The organism is Paenibacillus sp. FSL R7-0312 (genome assembly GCF_038004445.1).
In the GTDB taxonomy this organism is placed as follows: domain Bacteria; phylum Bacillota; class Bacilli; order Paenibacillales; family Paenibacillaceae; genus Paenibacillus_AQ.
In genome coordinates, this window is record NZ_JBBORE010000001.1 from 4,236,049 (window position 1) to 4,253,611 (window position 17,563).

Here is a 17,563-nt window from a genome sequence, read left to right on the forward strand (position 1 = left end):
CAGCCCGCTTATGATAGATCTATAGAAAAGGAGTGGGTTACAGATGATTATCATGCAGGCTAACAAAATCCATAAAACCTATGGCAACAAATTTAATAAGCAGGAAGTATTAAAGGGAATCGATCTTCAGGTAAATAAAGGTGAGTTCGTGGGGATCATGGGTCCTTCCGGTTCCGGCAAAACGACACTGCTGAATGTCCTGTCCTCCATCGACCGGGTGAGCCAGGGGACCATTGAGATTGAGGGCAAGATGTTCACGGGAATGAAGGAGAAGCAGCTGGCGGAGTTCCGCAAATCTCATCTCGGGTTTATTTTTCAGGACTACAATCTGCTGGATACGCTGACCGTGAAGGAGAATGTGATGCTGCCGCTCTCCATCACAGGCATGTCCAAGAAAGAGGCGCATCAGAAATTCGAGCAGGTGTCCGGCGAGCTGGGAATCTATGAGCTGAAGGACAAATATCCGGCGGAAATCTCCGGCGGGCAGAAGCAGCGTACGTCGGCAGCGCGGGCGTTTGTGCATGATCCTAGTATTATTTTTGCCGATGAGCCTACGGGCGCACTGGATTCCAAATCAGCTTCCGACCTGCTGAACAAGCTCTCTGCTATGAACAGTAAACGTGAGGCCACTATAGTGATGGTCACGCATGATGCGGCTGCCGCAAGCTATTGCACCCGGGTGGTGTTCATCCGTGACGGGCAAATTTACACCCAGCTGAATAAAGGCGATGAATCACGGCAGTCCTTCTTCAACGATATTATCAATACTCAAGGGGTGCTTGGCGGTGCTGCCGAGTGAGCCTGAATTACATCATCCTGCGCAATTTGAAGAAGAATATTAAAAACTATTATCTGTACGTCTTCGCGCTTATTTTCAGTGTTGCTCTATATTTCTCGTTCGTAACGCTGCAATTTGATCCGGCAATGGACGAGGTTGGTGCTTCGATCAAAGGCGGTGCAGCTATCGGAGCCTCTTCTGTCCTGCTGATTGCTATTGTCGCCATTTTCCTGCTCTATGCGAATACGATTTTCATCAAGCGGCGCAGTAAGGAGATCGGGCTGTTCCAGCTGATTGGGCTGACGAAGGGGAAGATCTTCACGCTGCTGAGTGCGGAGAATCTGATTCTGTATTTCGGGTCCATGTTTATCGGTATTGGTGCAGGGTTCATCATGTCCCGGCTGGTTCTGATGATTCTGTTTAAAATTCTAGCCATCCAGAATCTAGCCAAGCTGCGGTTCTCCCCGGAGGCGCTGGAGCGGACGATTCTGGTGTTTGCCGCCGTGTATGTGCTGATTATGATCATGAACTACACCTTCATCAAAGCGCAAAGTATCCTGTCCCTCTTCAAGGCGACATCCACGACCCAGCAGCGTATCCGTAAAATGCCGCTGTGGGAAATTGTTATGGGACTGCTCGGCATTGCCTGCATCGGCGGTGGATATTATATTTCCAGCCAGCTGTTTGGCGGGAAATATACAGATATGACTGAGCTTATGATCGCGATGATCGTGATCCTGGCACTGGTCATCATCGGTACTTATCTATTCTATAAAGGTTCGGTAAGCTTTATTTTTAATATGATCCGTAAGAGCAAGAAAGGTTACCTGTCAATCAATGAGGTGCTGTCACTCTCATCGATTATGTTCCGCATGAAGTCAAATGCCCTGCTGCTTACCATTATTACGACGGTGTCCGCACTCGCGATCGGCCTGTTGTCACTGAGCTACATTTCTTATTATTCGGTGGAAACCTCAGCAAGGGAAAGCTCGCCGCATGATTTCGGCTTTATCCGGCAGGAGGCTGAGGCTAAGTTCCTTCAGGCACTGGATAAGGAGAAGATAGGTTATGAAGTGCTGGAGATTCCTAACATCGCAGTCTTTCTAAATGTTGAGGATATTATTGAGAGATATAATTTTAAGGAAGACGCATTAACGAACATCACTGCTACCGTAATCAGTGACAGCAGCTTGAAGGGAATGGATTTGCACCCGGGTGAGGTACTGATGACGGGTTACAACAATACGCTCAAAAGCATGGTAACCTTTAAAGACAGTGGTGAAATCGGGTTTATTACCAAAGACAGCACCATCACGCAGCAGCTCACCGGTTTATCTGACAAATCTGTCCTTCCTTATTATTATGGCGCCGGGCTAATGGGAGTGGTTGTGGTCGATGATACGGTCTTTACTGAACTGGTTAAGCATAAAGATCCGAAAGCTCAGAGGAAAACATCGGACAGCGATTTATATTACGGGATTAATCTGACCGATCAATCACAGGCCAAACAGGCCCATGAGATCTATCTGGACCAGAAGCCGGAATTTCCGAGCTTCTCGCAATATGAATTTGAGCTCAACCAACGGACCAGCATGGGCTTAATTATGTTCATTGTCGGGTTCCTCGGTTTGACCTTCCTGATCACCTCCGGCTGTATTCTCTATTTCAAGCAGATGGATGAAGGCGAGGAGGAGAAGGACGGATATACCATTCTGCGCAAGCTGGGCTTCACTCAGGGAGATCTGCTGCGCGGCATCCAGTTCAAGCAGCTGTTCAATTTCGGCATTCCGCTGGTTGTCGGTCTCTGCCACAGCTACTTCGCGGTAAAGTCGGGCTGGTTCCTGTTCGGTACGGAAATGCTTACTCCGATGTTTGTGGTTATGGCGGTCTATACCGTGCTGTATTCAATCTTCGGCCTGCTGTCCGTGCTGTATTACAAGCGCGTGATCCGGGAATCATTATAAAGACATAGAATACAAAGGGATAGCTAGAAGGCACTGTCATTAAGTTAAGGCAGAGGGCCAATATTTAAGAAAAAGAGCAGGTTATGTAAAAAATAGCCTGCTCTTTTTTGCGTGGAATAATAGAAAGAAACGCTGACAGCCCACACTTTTATGCCCAGTCTTGTCTTTGTGCTTACCTAGTACAGCATCAGATTTAAACTAGTGAAAACCACTTTGGTAAATCGCTTGCTGAGGGTTTGCAGTAACCCGATTACGGGATACGCCGTATGCTTAAGTGCACGTTGTACAACTAAAAGATAAGATTCCCAACCTACGATTCGGCCTTGGTTCTCACCCATTTGGGCAAATTTAGTTGTATAGAATACAGTTAAAAGACGCAAGCCTACCTTTTCGCTATTTTTAATTGTACAGTTTACAACTATTACTGAAATTCCACTTGGAACTCAGTCCATCATTTGCTGCAGGGTTGAATGAATTCACTTCTTTAGTTCTGATGCTGTACTAGTAATAAATTAATTCACCCAAAAGGCTGTAATTCAACCCCTGAAATTGCCATTACTTGTATACGGAATATTCAGGGAGTGACCCTCAATGCCTAGCAAGATTGCTGTACACAAGCCGGCAGAGCCGCAGGCCGGGACGAGAAAGAGTTCTGCACAAGTCCCACTAGCTGACAAAGCGGCATTGAAGCCGCAGCTGCGAACGCCCCTTGAGCTCAAACAGCTAACCAACCGTCTGTTAACAGCCCCTGAAACAGTGACCTCCGGTGAGTTCACGATGCTCACTAGTGCCATTGGCCTGCGGAGTGCTCTTATGCTGCTTGACCAAGGTAACCGGAACAAGGGGAAGGCAGAGCCCCGCCCGAAAGCTGAAACAAACAACCGAAACACACTAGGCCTCAAAAGAGCTGCTGAAGGCAAGCCATTGCCGCTTGCAGAAAAACCGGCTCCGGCCCGGGCTATCCATGCCACCAGAAAAACCTCTCAGCTTGAAGCCGGGCAGCAGCGGGAGTCAGAGGAGAAGCCTGCGATAGTTAAAGCCGAAGCGAAATCGGAAAGAAAAGCGGAGCCTGCCGTAAATGCCCAGCAAGAAGTTGAATCGAAACCTCAGGCGAAAGTGAGGTCCGGTGCGAAGCCGGAAGGCAAAACGGAAGCGAAGACGGACAAGAAGTCCGCAGCCATACCAGCTGCACCCGGACAGAGATCCGCTGCAACAAGTCCGATGACTGCCGGTCAACCGGTGCAAGCCTCAAAAGCACCTGCCAAAGCACCTGCCAAAGCTCCGGTTGTACATATTAAAGGTGATAATCCGGGCAGCGTGATCCAGCAGCTCGGCAGCATTGCTCCGGCAGAAATTACTCAGGCTTACACCCAGGCGGTGGGTGTCTCCGGTGAGGCACTGGGGCAGCAAAGACAGCAGGCTGAGAAGGTGCTTCCTGCCATTCCGACTCCCACCGGCATCGCGCCCGGCAAAGCTGCCGATCCTTCGAAGCGGACAGGGGCAGATCCGGTGCCTGCTTTCGAGCTGCCTGCTTTTCAGAGCGGCAAGCAAGGCGGCAATGCGTCAGCGGAGATGAACAGCTTTCCCCAAATCTCAGAGGAAGCTGATCCGGACCGGATGATGGAGGAAGCAAGCAGGTATGCAGCGAATCCGCCGGAGATTGGCCTGACAGGTGAAGCCGATCCTTCTCAGGTAGAGAGCTTTCAGGCAGAGGCCAAGCAGCATATGCAGACTGTACAGGCTTCTGAGCTGGAGCAGACCCGGCAGGATTTCGGGGAGGACCGGATTCAGCCTAAGCCGGACCCTGGCATTCTCCGGTCTGGGCATGCTATCCGCTCCGTGGCGCCGCCAGCTTTTCAGGTGAAATCCAACGGTGTAATCCCGCCCGATGTTGCCGGCTACCTCAACCCTCATCTGGAGGGCCCGCTCCAGGCCTACATGCAGAATAGTCAGGCGGAGTATCAGAAAGGCAAAGAACCGTTTGACAGTGGACTCACTACTGCCCAAAGCGATACGAAGGCAGAAGTGGAACGGCTGAAAACCGAAGCATCCGAGAAGCAGCGAAACGAGCAGACTGCGGCCAAGGCGGAGGTCTCGGGGTATCGGACCCAGTGGCAGGAAGAGATCAAGACCACCAGCGGGGAGTACGACCGCGAAGCAGGGGCAGCCGCTGCAGAGAAGAATAAGGAAATTACCGGGATCAGGGAGGAGAAGGAAGGCGAGGTCAAGCGCAAGCTGTCTGATGCCGAAACCGAATCCCGGCAGGAATACAAGAACACGAAGACCCAGGCAGAGGAGAAGCAAAAGCAAGGCGAGGCTGAGGGCGAACAAAAGAAAAAAGCCAAAAACCCCTGGGAATGGATCAAGGAAAAGGGCAAGCAGCTCGGCGAGGCTATCCAAAAAGGCATGAACTTCCTCTTCACCCAGCTGCGCAAGGCCGTCAAAACCATTTTCGATAAAGTGAGGCAAGCGGTTGTAGGGCTGATTGAAGCAGGCCGGAAGCTGATTGTCAGCGCCATTAAAGGCTTCGGGAACGTGCTGAAGGGAATTGCCAATACAATATTCGCCCGTTTTCCGGGCATTGCCAAGAAGATCAACGGCTGGATCGACCGTGCGGTGAACAAGGCGGTTCAAGCCGTCAATACTGCCGCAAGCGGCTTGAAGAAGGGGGTCAGCGCCGCCCTGGATTTCATGGGGAAAACGGTGGATAAGCTGTTCGCTGGTGTCCAGTCGCTGTATAACGGCATCTTCTCGGGAATCGGGAAATTCCTAAGCGGTGAGTTCAAAATAAATTTCGGCAAGGCTCTGGAGGTTGCCCAGATTGCTGCGGAGATTGCCGCCGCTTTTGCTACGGGTGGAGGCAGCGTTCTGGTGCAAATTGTCACTTGGCTGACCTCGACCCTCCCTAAGCTTCTGCGTCAGGCAAACACAGTCATGACTGTGGTCAACACCCTGCGGAATTTCAAAGTGCAGAATCTGAAGCAGTTCCTGAATCCGGCGGGATTGGGCGGCTTTCTGGTCAAGGGGCTGTTCGGTGAACTTCAGCCTTTGCAGACGGCCGAGGGAGATGACAAGGAGAAGGACAAGGATGGGGGCAAGGCCCCGAAAGGCGGAAGCCAGGAAAAAGGGCTGATGAAGGTGCTGCAGCTTCTTCAGGGCGTGTTCGAAATTCTGCAAAAGACAGTCGGCAAGGTTGCCGGCGCGATTAACAAGGCACTGCCGGTGATCAACATCTCGGGCAAGTCGTGGTTCAACCCGTTCAGCATGGTGTATGCCGGTATGGTTCAGGGTCTGGAGGTAATGAAGAACCCTGCCGAGGCTCTGAGTGAGGGGGCGGGCAAGCTGAAGGAAGCGGCTGGAGGCTTGTTCAAGGGAATTCGTGAGAAGGTAACCGAGGCCGCAGGCGGCATTAAAGCAAAGGTCCAGCTGCTCGGAAAACCGGCCCAGCTGATGTCAGTCTTGGCTAACAAAGGTGTCGATATGGTACTGAATTTTATCATCACCAATCCGCCGTCAGCACTGATTAAGGCCGTATTCAAAGGGATGGAAGCCGTGTCGGGCCAATCACTGGTTGACCTGATCCGCCAGCATATTCCGTTCGCAGACAAGCTGATTAACAAAATTGCCGCGTCCAGCCCGGTCCAGGGCCTGCTGCAGCCGCTTCAGGAGCCTGTGGAAAAGGTAGGCGGATTGATCGACGAAGCCACGGAAGGAGCAACGGGGCTTGTGGATGAAGCCCAGTCGCAGACCAATCAGGTATTCGGCAACGGCACGAAGCTGATGGCCAATCTGTCCGGGATCACCGGCGGTGCAGGCAAAGACAGCTCAGGCAAAAACAGCTCAGGCAAAAAAGAAGAACCCAAAGCCGGCGGAAAAGCGGGCGCTGCCAAAAAAGAGACCACCGGTGACTTCCTCGGCACCGTCAAGGGAGGCGTGCATACCCGCCTGTTAGCCCTCGGCAAGCAGCTTTTGAAGTCAGGGGTTGATCTTGCGGCGGCTGGTGCCAGCAAGCTCAAGAACGCCATTGCCGGTCTGCTGGTCAAGTTCAAAATCGGCCAGGAAAGCCACCAGCTCTGGGTCGAGAAGCGCGGCAGCGGGCATGTAGTGATGATGGCTAGTGAGAATAAACGACCCGTACCCAAAATTATAGAGGGATTTACGACACGGATAGGGAATTTAGACAAGGTTAAAGTTGGAAATAAAGATTCTAAAATTCACGAGCGAATCAAGCAATTAAAAGAACACAATACCAAGATAGAAGCAACACCACGAGAAAAACTAGTGAATTCAGATCTTGAAACTATCGCGCCTGTGATCAGTGAGGTTGAACAGTATTTGGAGCAAAAAGAGGGTGGGGCTGAGGGGACGGGTAATTCTCTAACAAAAATTGATAACTATGTTGATTTAACTGGTCACAGAAAAGACCATATTCTTAATCGACATAGAGCAGGAGCAGGAAAGCCTGAGAAAACAGAGTTCCCTGCTAGTTGGAGTGATGATAGAATTTTGCATCAGGTTTCTGACGTGGCTTCTGACCCTAATGCAATAAGAGGCGTTGGTAAGTATGACTCTCCTTATGCCATTGGTGTGCGTGATGGCATTGAAATTCGTGTTGATTTTTATCCAAACAATCATAAATATGCAGGTCAAATATCGACAGCATACCCTACTAATGTCCCTGCAAACCCATCCAAGTAAGTGAGGTGTTTCTATGCATGAAGAACTGGAAAATAGCTTAATTGAACTTATTAAAATGTCGGAGAGCGTACTTTCTTCAGATGATTTAGAAGGTGTTCTGCACTACCTTGAACATGGAGAGTACGAAATGTCGTTTGAAGGATTGGTAATAGAATTCTACTCGACTGATAAGTACCCGACCAACTTTAATTTCGAGCAGTGGAAGAAACTGGCGGTGTCATTTGGATTAGATAAAGAGTCGGTATTTGACGAAAACTTTTGGGACAAATTTATTAAGTGGGGGAGCGCATACTCCCATAAATGACGATGCTAACATACAGAACCTTGATTGGCTTCATGCCTTTCAAGGTTTCTTCTTTTGAAGGGGGTGGGTGACGAATGAACCTACCATTAAATGAATAACACATATAACCCATGTGATACCCGTGTAAAGATTTTGTCATTCCGGTTGTACGCACGCAAAGGCTTGAATTTTATACCCTAAGTAACGCTATTCCGTTACATCTATTAGGTTGATTATGGTCAGATACCACCATGATTGACCTGTTTTTTGTTATCTTCGTTTTCTTGCGGTTTTTTCAAATCAATCGCAACTTTGCGAATAGATACCCCGATGGATATAGTGTCGAGAGCATCGCAACTAATTCATAGGATACCCCGACAACTATATTGTCAGGACTTAACTGAACATTTAACAACGGGAAGGTCATGTGTTAAAGGCTAGCCACCTGCCCTCTAATTAAGCCCGAAATTCATGAAAAAATTCGGGAGGGGGCGGCACATGAAAGGGGGCGCTTTATCCATCGACCGTATTGTCATTGACTTTACAGTCGTATATTGGGACTTCTTCAATGAGTTCCATAAACGCATCTGTCACTATTACGGGGTCAGGATGACGGTGGGGAAAAGAGGATTTAATACCGTATCAGAATCAATACGGGAGAACACTTCCTGCATATCTCCTACAAGTTAGTCTTTGCTCCGAAAACCAACACAAGCCGTTTGTGGCGGTCTGACATTGTGAAAGTGTTGGTACATCGTGAGTTTAAGAAGCATGGGGTGGACGTTCGGAGCATTGAACAGCCAACCTATAGTATTTACAAGAAAGACCCGAACGACTTCTTAATTAACGGATTAATGGAACTGCTTGACCAGTATCAACGGCTCGAAATCGCCCTCAAGCTAGGCAGGGGGCGGTATAAGAAGGCGGAGCAGGGGGGCTATGCCGGAGGGAGAGCCACCTTCGGCTACAAGGCAAAGAAAGGTCAGAAGTACATCCAAATGGACGAGAAGCAAGCAATAACCGTCCGCAGAGTATTTCAGCTAAAGGAAGAACATCCGGCATGGTCATTGACCCAAATTGCAGAAGCGATGAATGAAGAAGGCTTTACTACGCAACAAGGCAGACTGTTTACGAAAGTGCAAATCAAAAGAATCTTGGACAAACGTGATTTTTATAACGGCACATACCGCTATGGAAATATAGAAGCTGATGGCTTGCATGAAGCCATACTGTGACAAGTATTGAGTGGTGAGGCTTGCATCCCGTTGCGAACCGAAAGGTTAACGCTTGAACTGAGGTTGCCCCCATTCTTTACCCATCACGACAACTAACAATCCGTACACAGGGGTGATTTCTTTTATGCACTAAAAAATGCGTCATGTTTTCGTTGGTTTAGACCTGCATAAAGCCCACCATACAGCAGTTATCATCGACTGTTGGAATAAACGGCTTGGCGAAATCCAAATCGAGAATAAGCCATCTGCCTTTGACGAGTTGATGAAGTTCGTCAAGAAGCATACGCCAAAAGGAATGACCCCTGTCTATGGATTAGAGGATACGGGCGGCAATGGCAGAGCGTTAGCCGTTCACCTTGTTGAGAAGAAACAAATCGTCAAGGAAGTTAACTCCGCTCTATCCTACAATGAACGTAAAAGCTACGCTACGACCCAAAAGAGCGATAGTTGGGATGCGTACTGCATCGCCAAAGTGTCGCTTCCAGGCTTGATGAACTGCCTGATGCGAATCCGCAGGATATGTATTGGACAATCGGGCAACTGGTGGCAAGGCGGAACGCTATTGTCAAACATGCCGCTACGGTCAAGAACCAACTTCATCAGCAGTTAAGCTATCACTATCCATCTTACAAGAAATTCTTCTGTGATATTGACGGGAAAGCCGCTCTTGCCTTTTGGGAAAAGTACCCTGCTCCGTATCACTTGGAATCGGTGGGGGCGGAGGAACTAGCGGCATACCTCCGCAAAGCAAGCCATAACACCTGTTCTACCCGTAAAGCAGAGGAAATCTTGGAACTGGTGAAGAAAGACGGAGAAACAAAGCGAAACTACCAAGCATCAAGAGACTTTCTTGTTGTAAATATGGTACAGGACATGAAGGGGAGCAGAGAACTGATTAAAGAGACAGAAGCACAGCTACGTCAGGTACTGTCTGAGACAGATTACAAACTGGATTCGATGGACGGTATTAGCACCGTTACAGCGGCGGAACTGATTGCTGAAATCGGAGATATTCGCCGCTTCTCTAGTGCTGATAAGCTAGCCCGTTTTGCCGGAATCGCTCCTGTCCGCTTTAGTTCGGGCGGCAACTCTATTAGAGCGTCAGGCAAGCTGATATAATGGTGGTAATTGGAAGGACCAGTTGCCACCTTCTTTATTCCCCAGTTTAAGATTACAACTTAGGGGACGGGTGATGTTCTAAGGCTTCCTGAAACTGAAGTTAAGTTTAACCAGAATGTAAAGCATGATTCTGCTGAATTTACAAGGCAACTGAAAGCTCAGGAACAGGGCATGAACAAACTTACGGTTTACGATTATTTGAAAAATAGACAAAAATATATAGACGAAGGCAGAGCATTAGAAGGTGATTTAGCTCAACAAGCCGCTAGAGAACAAGCGCATACTGACAAAGTTATAGAATTAAGAGAAAAGGGACTAACTTCTGAAGCAGCTGAGAAAGAAGCGTCGAAATGGATGGATACTCAAGCTGTTCTTCACAATCCTGATCAAATAGCAGGAGGAAATGCTTCGTCAATTGGTGGAATGGGTGACAGAAGAGTAAATTCATCATTGGGCGCACAATGGAAGTATAGAATTGATGCTGTTGATGAGCAAATTTAAAAGGCTGCTGTGGGAATGTCCGAAGCCCAGAAGAAGACTAGATATATAAATGTAAAATTAACACAGTAAATTGGAGGTTATGTAGATGATCAATATTTTTTCAAGTGACTTTATCCCATATGGCGAAATTCAAGCTAGTACTATAGAAAAATATCGAGGCAAAGTACCAATTGATTTATTGAATATATGGGATAAATTTGGAAAGGGTAGTATTAAAAATGGTTATTTAAAATTAATAGACCCAGATGATTTTGTGGATTTGTAAATATCTCGTATTTCCGAAGTGAAGTTTCTATTCCGATATTTACGACGTCTATGTGTGATATTATTACATTTGAGGAAAATAAATATTTAAGATTAGTGAAATACAGAAAAGGAAACTTTTCAATAATTCCTACAAGTTTTAATTTGTTTTTTTCTGATTTGTTGGATGAGGCTTTTTGCAGCAGGCATCTGGATTGGACTCCATATGGAGAAGCTGTAGATAAACTAGGGATACCTACTTATGATGATGGTTTTGGCTATGTTCCTTTACTGGGCATGGGTGGATTGGAAGAAGAAGGGTATTTACAAAAAGTAAGGATTTTCGAACATATTCAAATGATTACTGAACTGATGGGAGCAATTGAATAATGACGGCAGAGATTGAGTGATCGTAAAGGATAGGGGAACAGGAGAAATCTATGAGAAGCTTGTCAGCAAAGAACTTCATCATGCCAATGGAAATCGTGGGATTCCCGGGTTTGATGAGCCGATAAATCTTCGAGAAGTATGGCCATGGGATCATGAAGAACTTTTACCGCCAGGAAGAAAAATTAATTATGATTTTATTAGGTTTAAATAATATTTTATTGATAAAGCTGGAGGCGACATAAATGAGTGAATATGTAGATGATTTTACATCGGAGATACCTTTGGATAAAATGGAAATCTTATTACAGTTGGGAAAAGAGTATTCTTTTGATCCTCTTTCTTGTATAGAAAGTGAAAAATACTTTATGGGTTCAAAATCCAGATTGGCAATTCAATAATGATAGACCCATGATATTTGTTGGACAGCTAGAAAAAAAGTATGATCAACAAAACCTTCAGCATGCTTATATATTTTATGTATTTTGGGATAGAGAAAGCGGCCTAACAAAAACCACTATTCAGTAAAAATTAAAATTATACGATATAGACTTTATTATTCAAACACGAGTTCTAATTCTTGATGGTACACCGGATGTGATAAACTTATTCATGATGACAGGAAATGTGCCGGTGTTTGTCGAATCGGAGAATAGTCAGAGCTTCAAATTATAGACAGATGAGGTGCAGACATAGTGTCCATTACAGTTGGTGAAATTACGGCGATTAACCGCTATCCGGTCAAATCCTTTGCGGGCGAAGAGCTGGAAGCGTGTCAGATAGAATCTTACGGGGTGCAGGGGGACCGGTATTGTGCTTTTTATGATATGACGAAGAAGGATTGGTGGCAGTATGTTACAGCCAGAAAGCTCCCCAATATGCTTAGTTATCAAGCGCAATTTATCCACGGGGATATCCGGGTGACGGCGGCTGACGGCAGAGTCTTCGGCTGGGATACGGATCTGCTGAATGAAATCCAGAGCCTGACCTCCACGCCAATTACGATGTCTGAGTTCAAAGCCCCTCACCCGGAGGCTAAACACCCGCAGCTGTTATCTGTGGACGGGGCCAGTATCCTGCTCGTGACCGATAAGAGCCTGAAGAAGCTGGAGGCGTTATGGGGCAAGCCGGTTGATCAGCGCCGTTTCCGGGGTAACTTTGTCGTGGAAGTAAGTGAGGATTCGCCCGGGGAAGAGGCGTGGCTCGGCCGGCGTTTATCGATAGGCGGTGCGGAGCTGCAGGTGGACAGCTATTGTGAACGCTGTGTTATGATTACGACGGACCCTGATACGCTGGAGCGGGACAGCTCGCTGCTCAAACAAGTGAATAAGGAGCTTAATCTGAACTTTGGCGTATATGCTTCTGTAATCCGGACCGGGGAGATCCGGTTGGGTGATCCGGTGGTTTTGCTGCCGGAAGCGTCCGCAGCGGAGTGAGTTTGTTAAGTTGACGCTTTTTATACAACAATTTTCGCTTTGGGCTGATTTATTGAGGGGAATGTTGAAGTTAATATGACAGCAAAGCGGTGATCGATATTCTGGAATTATCCATGGAACATCCTGATGAACTGGTTAGAGTGACGCATGCGCTGTCTACGGAGCTTAGACTAAGAATGCTGGAGCTGCTCAACAGCCGGAGAATGAATGTAATGGAATTAGCCGAGGCGCTGGAGATACCGGTGTCTACTGCGGCCTCGAATGTGAAGGTGCTGGAGCAGGCGGGGCTGATTGAGACTGAGCTGCTGCCGGCTTCGCGCGGCTCCATGAAGGTCTGCAGCCGCATCTATGATGATATCAAGATCATCATTAATGTCCCTGATCGCCGCGCACAGGCGGACCAAGGAGACTATTGCTACGAAATCGAGATGCCGATTGGCAATTTCACAGCCTGTGAAGTGGCGCCTACCTGCGGCATGGTCAGTGAGGCAGGGCCGATTATTGTGGAGGACTCACCGGCGGGCTTTTTCCATCCGGACCGTGTTCATGCCCAGCTGCTCTGGCTGCGTAAGGGGTATCTCGAATACCGCTATCCGCTGGAGATTCCGCAGGGGGCAGCGGTCGGCCTGATCCAGTTCTCGATGGAGATCTGCTCCGAGGCGCCAAATTATGAGAATGACTGGCCTTCGGATATTACCTTGTGGATCAACAATGTGGAGGTTGGCACCTGGACCTCGCCCGGCGACTTCGGCGGCAGACGAGGGAAGCTGAATCCTTCCTGGTGGATTGATACGGGTACCCAGTTCGGCTCGCTCAAGACCTGGAGCGTAGACAATACCCGCAGCACGATCGACCACCAAGAGTTATCCGCCGTCAATCTGAGCCAGCTGAAGCTTACAGAGCAGAACCATGTGGATCTGCGGCTGGGTGTGAAGGAGAATGCGGTCTTCAAGGGCGGAATGAATCTGTTCGGGCGGAAGTTCGGCGATTATGAGCAGGATCTGGTGATGAAGATCTTTTATACCGTCAAGTGACGGACCAGCGAAGAACCTGATGCCTTAGGCGCAGGTTCTTTTTGCTGTACAATCGGTGATTGACATTTCAGCAGATTCTGCAATAATTAATACATATTTATTGTAATTAAACAAAAATATTGTTCTTAAGGAGCGTGTGCAATACAATGGCAACTGAGCATTATATTAAGGATTATCCGCGTCCGCAGTTCGTCCGTAAGGAATGGCAGAGCTTAAACGGGGAATGGAGCTTCCGGTTTGACGATGGCAACGTTGGTGAACGGGAGCGGTGGAATGAGCAGCTGAACGGGGATTTGAAAATTCAGGTGCCTTTTACGTATGAGACGAAGGCCAGCGGAATCGGCGAGACGACCTTTCATCCTTATGTATGGTATGAGCGGGAACTGCAGCTACCTGCGGACTTGAACGGTAAGCGGGTGATGCTCAACTTCCAGGCGGTGGATTATACCGCCAAGGTGTGGGTTAACGGCAGCTATGCCGGAGGTCATCAAGGCGGCTATGCGGCCTTTTCGCTGGATATTACGGATTATGTGAATACGGATGCGGGAGCGGCCAACCGGCTGGTCGTCAAAGCGGAAGACAGCCAGAGCTGTACTCAGCCGCGGGGCAAGCAGCGCTGGGTGGATGAGAATTTCGAGTGCTTCTATGTGCAGACAACGGGGATCTGGCAAAGTGTGTGGGTAGAGTATGTGTCGCCCTCTTATCTCAAGGCTGTCAAAATCACTCCGGATCTCGATAACCGCTCTGTCCGTTTCGAATATCAGACACAGGCAGCGGACGACAATCTCCGCCTGGAGACTAAGATCAGCACGGGGCAGAAGACATTTAAGCAGGTCTCGCTCCATGTAGATAGGACCTGGCTGCAGCTGGATGTGGAGCTGACTCACGAAGCGAATGGACCGTGGAAGCTGCAGTCCTGGTCACCTGCTGCGCCGACCCTGTACGAAGTAGAATTTATTCTCTACAAAGATAATCAGGTCATTGACCGGGTATATTCCTATTTCGGACTCCGCAAAATTGCAATCGAACAAGGCAAGGTGCTGCTTAACAATACACCGGTGTATCAGCGCCTCATTCTGGATCAGGGCTACTGGCCGGAGAGCCATCTGACCCCGCCGTCCGAAGAAGCGCTGATTGCCGATATCGACGCGATTCTGGCGATGGGCTACAACGGTGTGCGCAAGCATATGAAGATCGAGGATGCCAGGTTCCTGTACTGGTGCGATGTAAAGGGGCTGCTGGTCTGGTCGGAGATGGCGGCGACCTTTGAGTTCAACGATGAGGCAGTGGAGAACTTCACGAACGAATGGACGGAGATTGTCCGGCAGCAGTATAATCATCCTTCGATTATCACCTGGGTGCCTTTTAACGAATCTTGGGGCATTCCGCAGGTCTACACGAACAAGCTGCAGCAGAAATTCACCGAGGGGATCTATCACCTGACCAAATCCATCGATCCGAATCGTCCGGTCATTGTGAATGACGGCTGGGAGCATACCATCAGCGACATCATCACCCTGCATGATTATGAAGAGAGCGGAGATGTCTTGCTTGAGCGTTATGCAGACTCCACCAACATTCTTGGCAGGGCATCCTCATTCAACACCTGGAAATATGCCATGGCTCAGGGCTATGAATACCGCGGCCAGCCGGTGATAGTTAGCGAATTCGGGGGCATTGCCTTTGATTCCGGCGAAGGCTGGGGGTATGGAGAGCAGGTAAGCAGCACCGATGCCTTCATTGAGCGGTTCAGCAAGATTACGCAGGCCATCAAGGACACCCCTTATATTTGCGGATACTGCTATACGCAGATTACGGATGTCCAGCAAGAAGTGAACGGGCTGCTTACTGCGGACCGGACACCGAAGATTCCGCTGGAAGTGATCCGGAAGGCCAATTTGCAGCTGAAGGAATAATCGTAACATTGGTACCCAAAAAACGGTGAATTATCGGTTCAATGACAAGAGAAAGCCCTTTAGAATCTTCAGTGAAAGCACTTACATGTAGGTGCGGTCAACAGGTTTCATAATTGAAGATGAAGAGGAGGGGCTTATTTGTTAAAAAAACTATTCACCTCGCTGTCGGCTTCCCTGTGTCTGCTTCTGATCCTTACCGCCATTCCGGCATTTGCCGCGAATGGCCCGGTGGTGTGGGGTACCTCATCCACGATTACCGATATTAACACCTTCACCGATGCGGGTACTGATGCCCGCGGGCTCAGACCCGGAACCTTCGGGGCGGAATATGCCCGGATGATCAAGCTGGCGAACGGGGATTGGCTGGCGGTCGCCGCTATCTACGATAACAACGGCTATACCAAGGTCTCCTGGGGCGGCACCCGGCTGCAAGTCTTCCGCAGCACAGACAACTGCCGCACCTGGTCGCTAATGTCCACCCTGTGGGAAGACGGCCGTGACCTCGACAACGGGCAGTTCGTGCAGCTGGCCAATGGCGATATTCTGCTGGCCATGCGCTCGGTCCGCTGGCAGGAGTCGTATAAGCTCAGAGTGTATAAGAGTGTGAATGGAGGCGCGAATTGGAGCTTCCTGAGTACAATTGATGAGAACAACGGCACCGCTGGTTCCCTGGGGAACCCGGATAAAGGGGTATATGAGCCGCATATGCAGCTGCTGAATGACGGCTCGGTAGCTGTCATGTATGCGAGTGAGAAGCATGTGACCGAGAACCCTTCCTACAGCCAGATCATCTCCGAGAAAATCTCTACCAACGGCGGAGCCAGCTGGGGGAATGAGCTTTATGTGGCCTGGGACCCGTCTAACGCCGGGGCACGTCCGGGGATGCCGGTCTGGAGCAAGATGACGAACGGACAGTATATTGTCGCCTTTGAGGTGTGCGGAACGCAGAACTGCCGGATTTTCACCAAAAAAAGTACAGATGGCAAGACGTGGTCCAGCGGTATCGGCACCCAGGTATCGACCAATCAGCAGGGCGGGCCATATCTGCTCTCCTTAACCGACGGCCGATTGCTGCTCAGCTCCAACTCCAATGTATTGTCTCTAAGTAACGATTACGGGACAACATGGGTGGACAACGATGTTCCCGCGTTCGGGAATTCGTGGTGGACGGCGATGTACCAGACCGGGGTGAATGAGATTGCTTTTGTGGATTCGGTCGAGCGGAGTGTTGGCGGGCATAATGTGCAGGTCCGGTTCGGCACACTCAGCGGTGCATACAGCAATGATTTTGCGGCGAATGACAACGGATGGGTTCGTTATGGGGGAACCTGGGCCGTGAGCGGCGGAGCCTATAACCTCAGTTCGGTCAATGCGGACAAATCCGTGCTTACCCCGTATCCATCTAAAATGAACTATACGCTGGAAGGCGACATCAGGCTGAATAATGCCGGCCAGGGCAGTCTGGTCTTCAATCTGACGGGTCCGGGTACCGGTGCAGATTCACAAAAAGGCTATGCTGCGGGCATTGACTCCGCCGGCGAGGTCTGGCTGGGACGCTTCAACAACAACTGGACCCCGCTCCAGACAGTGGCTACACCCATTGCGGTAAACAGCTGGTATCATATGAAGGTGGTTGTGGGCAGCGGCAATATCAAGGTATATGTTGGTGATATGGCTGTGCCTAAGATTAACCTGAATGACGCGTTGTATACCTCGGGCACCATCGGGGTGCGGGGCGGCTTCAATAACAGCGTAAGCTTCGATAATATAACAGTGAACTAATCTGCGATTCCTTTCTGGAGCCCTTCGGGGCTCTTTTTTATTGATCCAAATGCAATCTACGTAGTTGGATTTTCTCCACTTGCTTATGAACGGAGGCGCCCTTGCCGGGCAACAGGTGGATAAACAGCACTTAATAGGCCGGGAATAATTCACAGTAGGGTGAAGGCATGTAATTAAATGACGTTTA

General features: G+C 49.0%; 13 protein-coding genes and 3 pseudogenes. All 16 read left to right on the forward strand.

The genetic code is table 11. The features are described 5' to 3' along the window. The first annotated feature begins 43 nt into the window (after positions 1–43). The 16 genes and pseudogenes from MKX70_RS18525 to MKX70_RS18600 all read left to right on the forward strand — a co-directional run bounded on the left by MKX70_RS18525 (position 44) and on the right by MKX70_RS18600 (position 17,376). Positions 44–799: an ABC transporter ATP-binding protein gene (locus MKX70_RS18525; protein ID WP_042237395.1), complete on the forward strand. Its 756-nt coding sequence runs from the start codon at positions 44–46 to the stop codon at positions 797–799. Continuing rightward, complete coding sequence (locus MKX70_RS18530; protein WP_042237394.1) at positions 796–2,742, forward strand: FtsX-like permease family protein; 1,947 nt, start codon at positions 796–798, stop codon at positions 2,740–2,742. The genes MKX70_RS18525 and MKX70_RS18530 overlap by 4 nt, the downstream gene beginning before the upstream one ends. Positions 2,743–3,333: 591 nt before the next feature. After that, complete coding sequence (locus tag MKX70_RS18535; protein ID WP_340840473.1) at positions 3,334–7,440, forward strand: EndoU domain-containing protein; 4,107 nt, start codon at positions 3,334–3,336, stop codon at positions 7,438–7,440. A 13-nt stretch (positions 7,441–7,453) separates the two neighbouring features. Then, complete coding sequence (locus tag MKX70_RS18540) at positions 7,454–7,744, forward strand: hypothetical protein (protein ID WP_042237393.1); 291 nt, start codon at positions 7,454–7,456, stop codon at positions 7,742–7,744. Between the two features lie 686 nt (positions 7,745–8,430). After that, positions 8,431–8,958, forward strand: a pseudogene (locus MKX70_RS18545) (recombinase family protein); the annotation flags it as partial. A gap of 136 nt (positions 8,959–9,094) precedes the next feature. Next, positions 9,095–9,385: pseudogene (locus MKX70_RS18550) on the forward strand (IS110 family transposase); the annotation flags it as partial. A 20-nt stretch (positions 9,386–9,405) separates the two neighbouring features. Then, positions 9,406–10,077 carry a transposase gene (locus MKX70_RS18555; RefSeq protein ID WP_340840474.1) on the forward strand — a complete coding sequence of 224 codons (672 nt, stop codon included), beginning with the start codon at positions 9,406–9,408 and terminating at the stop codon, positions 10,075–10,077. Between the two features lie 132 nt (positions 10,078–10,209). Further along, a pseudogene (locus MKX70_RS18560) lies at positions 10,210–10,578 on the forward strand (polymorphic toxin type 15 domain-containing protein); the annotation flags it as partial. Between the two features lie 85 nt (positions 10,579–10,663). Further along, complete coding sequence (locus MKX70_RS18565) at positions 10,664–10,843, forward strand: GAD-like domain-containing protein (protein WP_340840475.1); 180 nt, start codon at positions 10,664–10,666, stop codon at positions 10,841–10,843. A 95-nt stretch (positions 10,844–10,938) separates the two neighbouring features. Continuing rightward, complete coding sequence (locus MKX70_RS18570) at positions 10,939–11,211, forward strand: T6SS immunity protein Tdi1 domain-containing protein (RefSeq protein ID WP_340840476.1); 273 nt, start codon at positions 10,939–10,941, stop codon at positions 11,209–11,211. A 16-nt stretch (positions 11,212–11,227) separates the two neighbouring features. Next, positions 11,228–11,422, forward strand: coding sequence for a hypothetical protein (locus tag MKX70_RS18575; RefSeq protein WP_340840477.1), 195 nt, complete (start codon positions 11,228–11,230; stop codon positions 11,420–11,422). A gap of 31 nt (positions 11,423–11,453) precedes the next feature. Further along, the gene (locus tag MKX70_RS18580) at positions 11,454–11,609 is read left to right on the forward strand and encodes a hypothetical protein (RefSeq protein WP_340840478.1); all 156 of its coding nucleotides are present in this window, start codon (positions 11,454–11,456) and stop codon (positions 11,607–11,609) included. A 294-nt stretch (positions 11,610–11,903) separates the two neighbouring features. Next, positions 11,904–12,644, forward strand: coding sequence for an MOSC domain-containing protein (locus MKX70_RS18585; RefSeq protein WP_156123216.1), 741 nt, complete (start codon positions 11,904–11,906; stop codon positions 12,642–12,644). A gap of 113 nt (positions 12,645–12,757) precedes the next feature. After that, complete coding sequence (locus MKX70_RS18590) at positions 12,758–13,678, forward strand: ArsR/SmtB family transcription factor (RefSeq protein ID WP_340840479.1); 921 nt, start codon at positions 12,758–12,760, stop codon at positions 13,676–13,678. A gap of 146 nt (positions 13,679–13,824) precedes the next feature. Further along, positions 13,825–15,594 carry a glycoside hydrolase family 2 protein gene (locus tag MKX70_RS18595; RefSeq protein WP_340840480.1) on the forward strand — a complete coding sequence of 590 codons (1,770 nt, stop codon included), beginning with the start codon at positions 13,825–13,827 and terminating at the stop codon, positions 15,592–15,594. Between the two features lie 138 nt (positions 15,595–15,732). Beyond that, positions 15,733–17,376: a family 16 glycoside hydrolase gene (locus MKX70_RS18600; RefSeq protein ID WP_042237383.1), complete on the forward strand. Its 1,644-nt coding sequence runs from the start codon at positions 15,733–15,735 to the stop codon at positions 17,374–17,376. Positions 17,377–17,563: the final 187 nt, after the last annotated feature.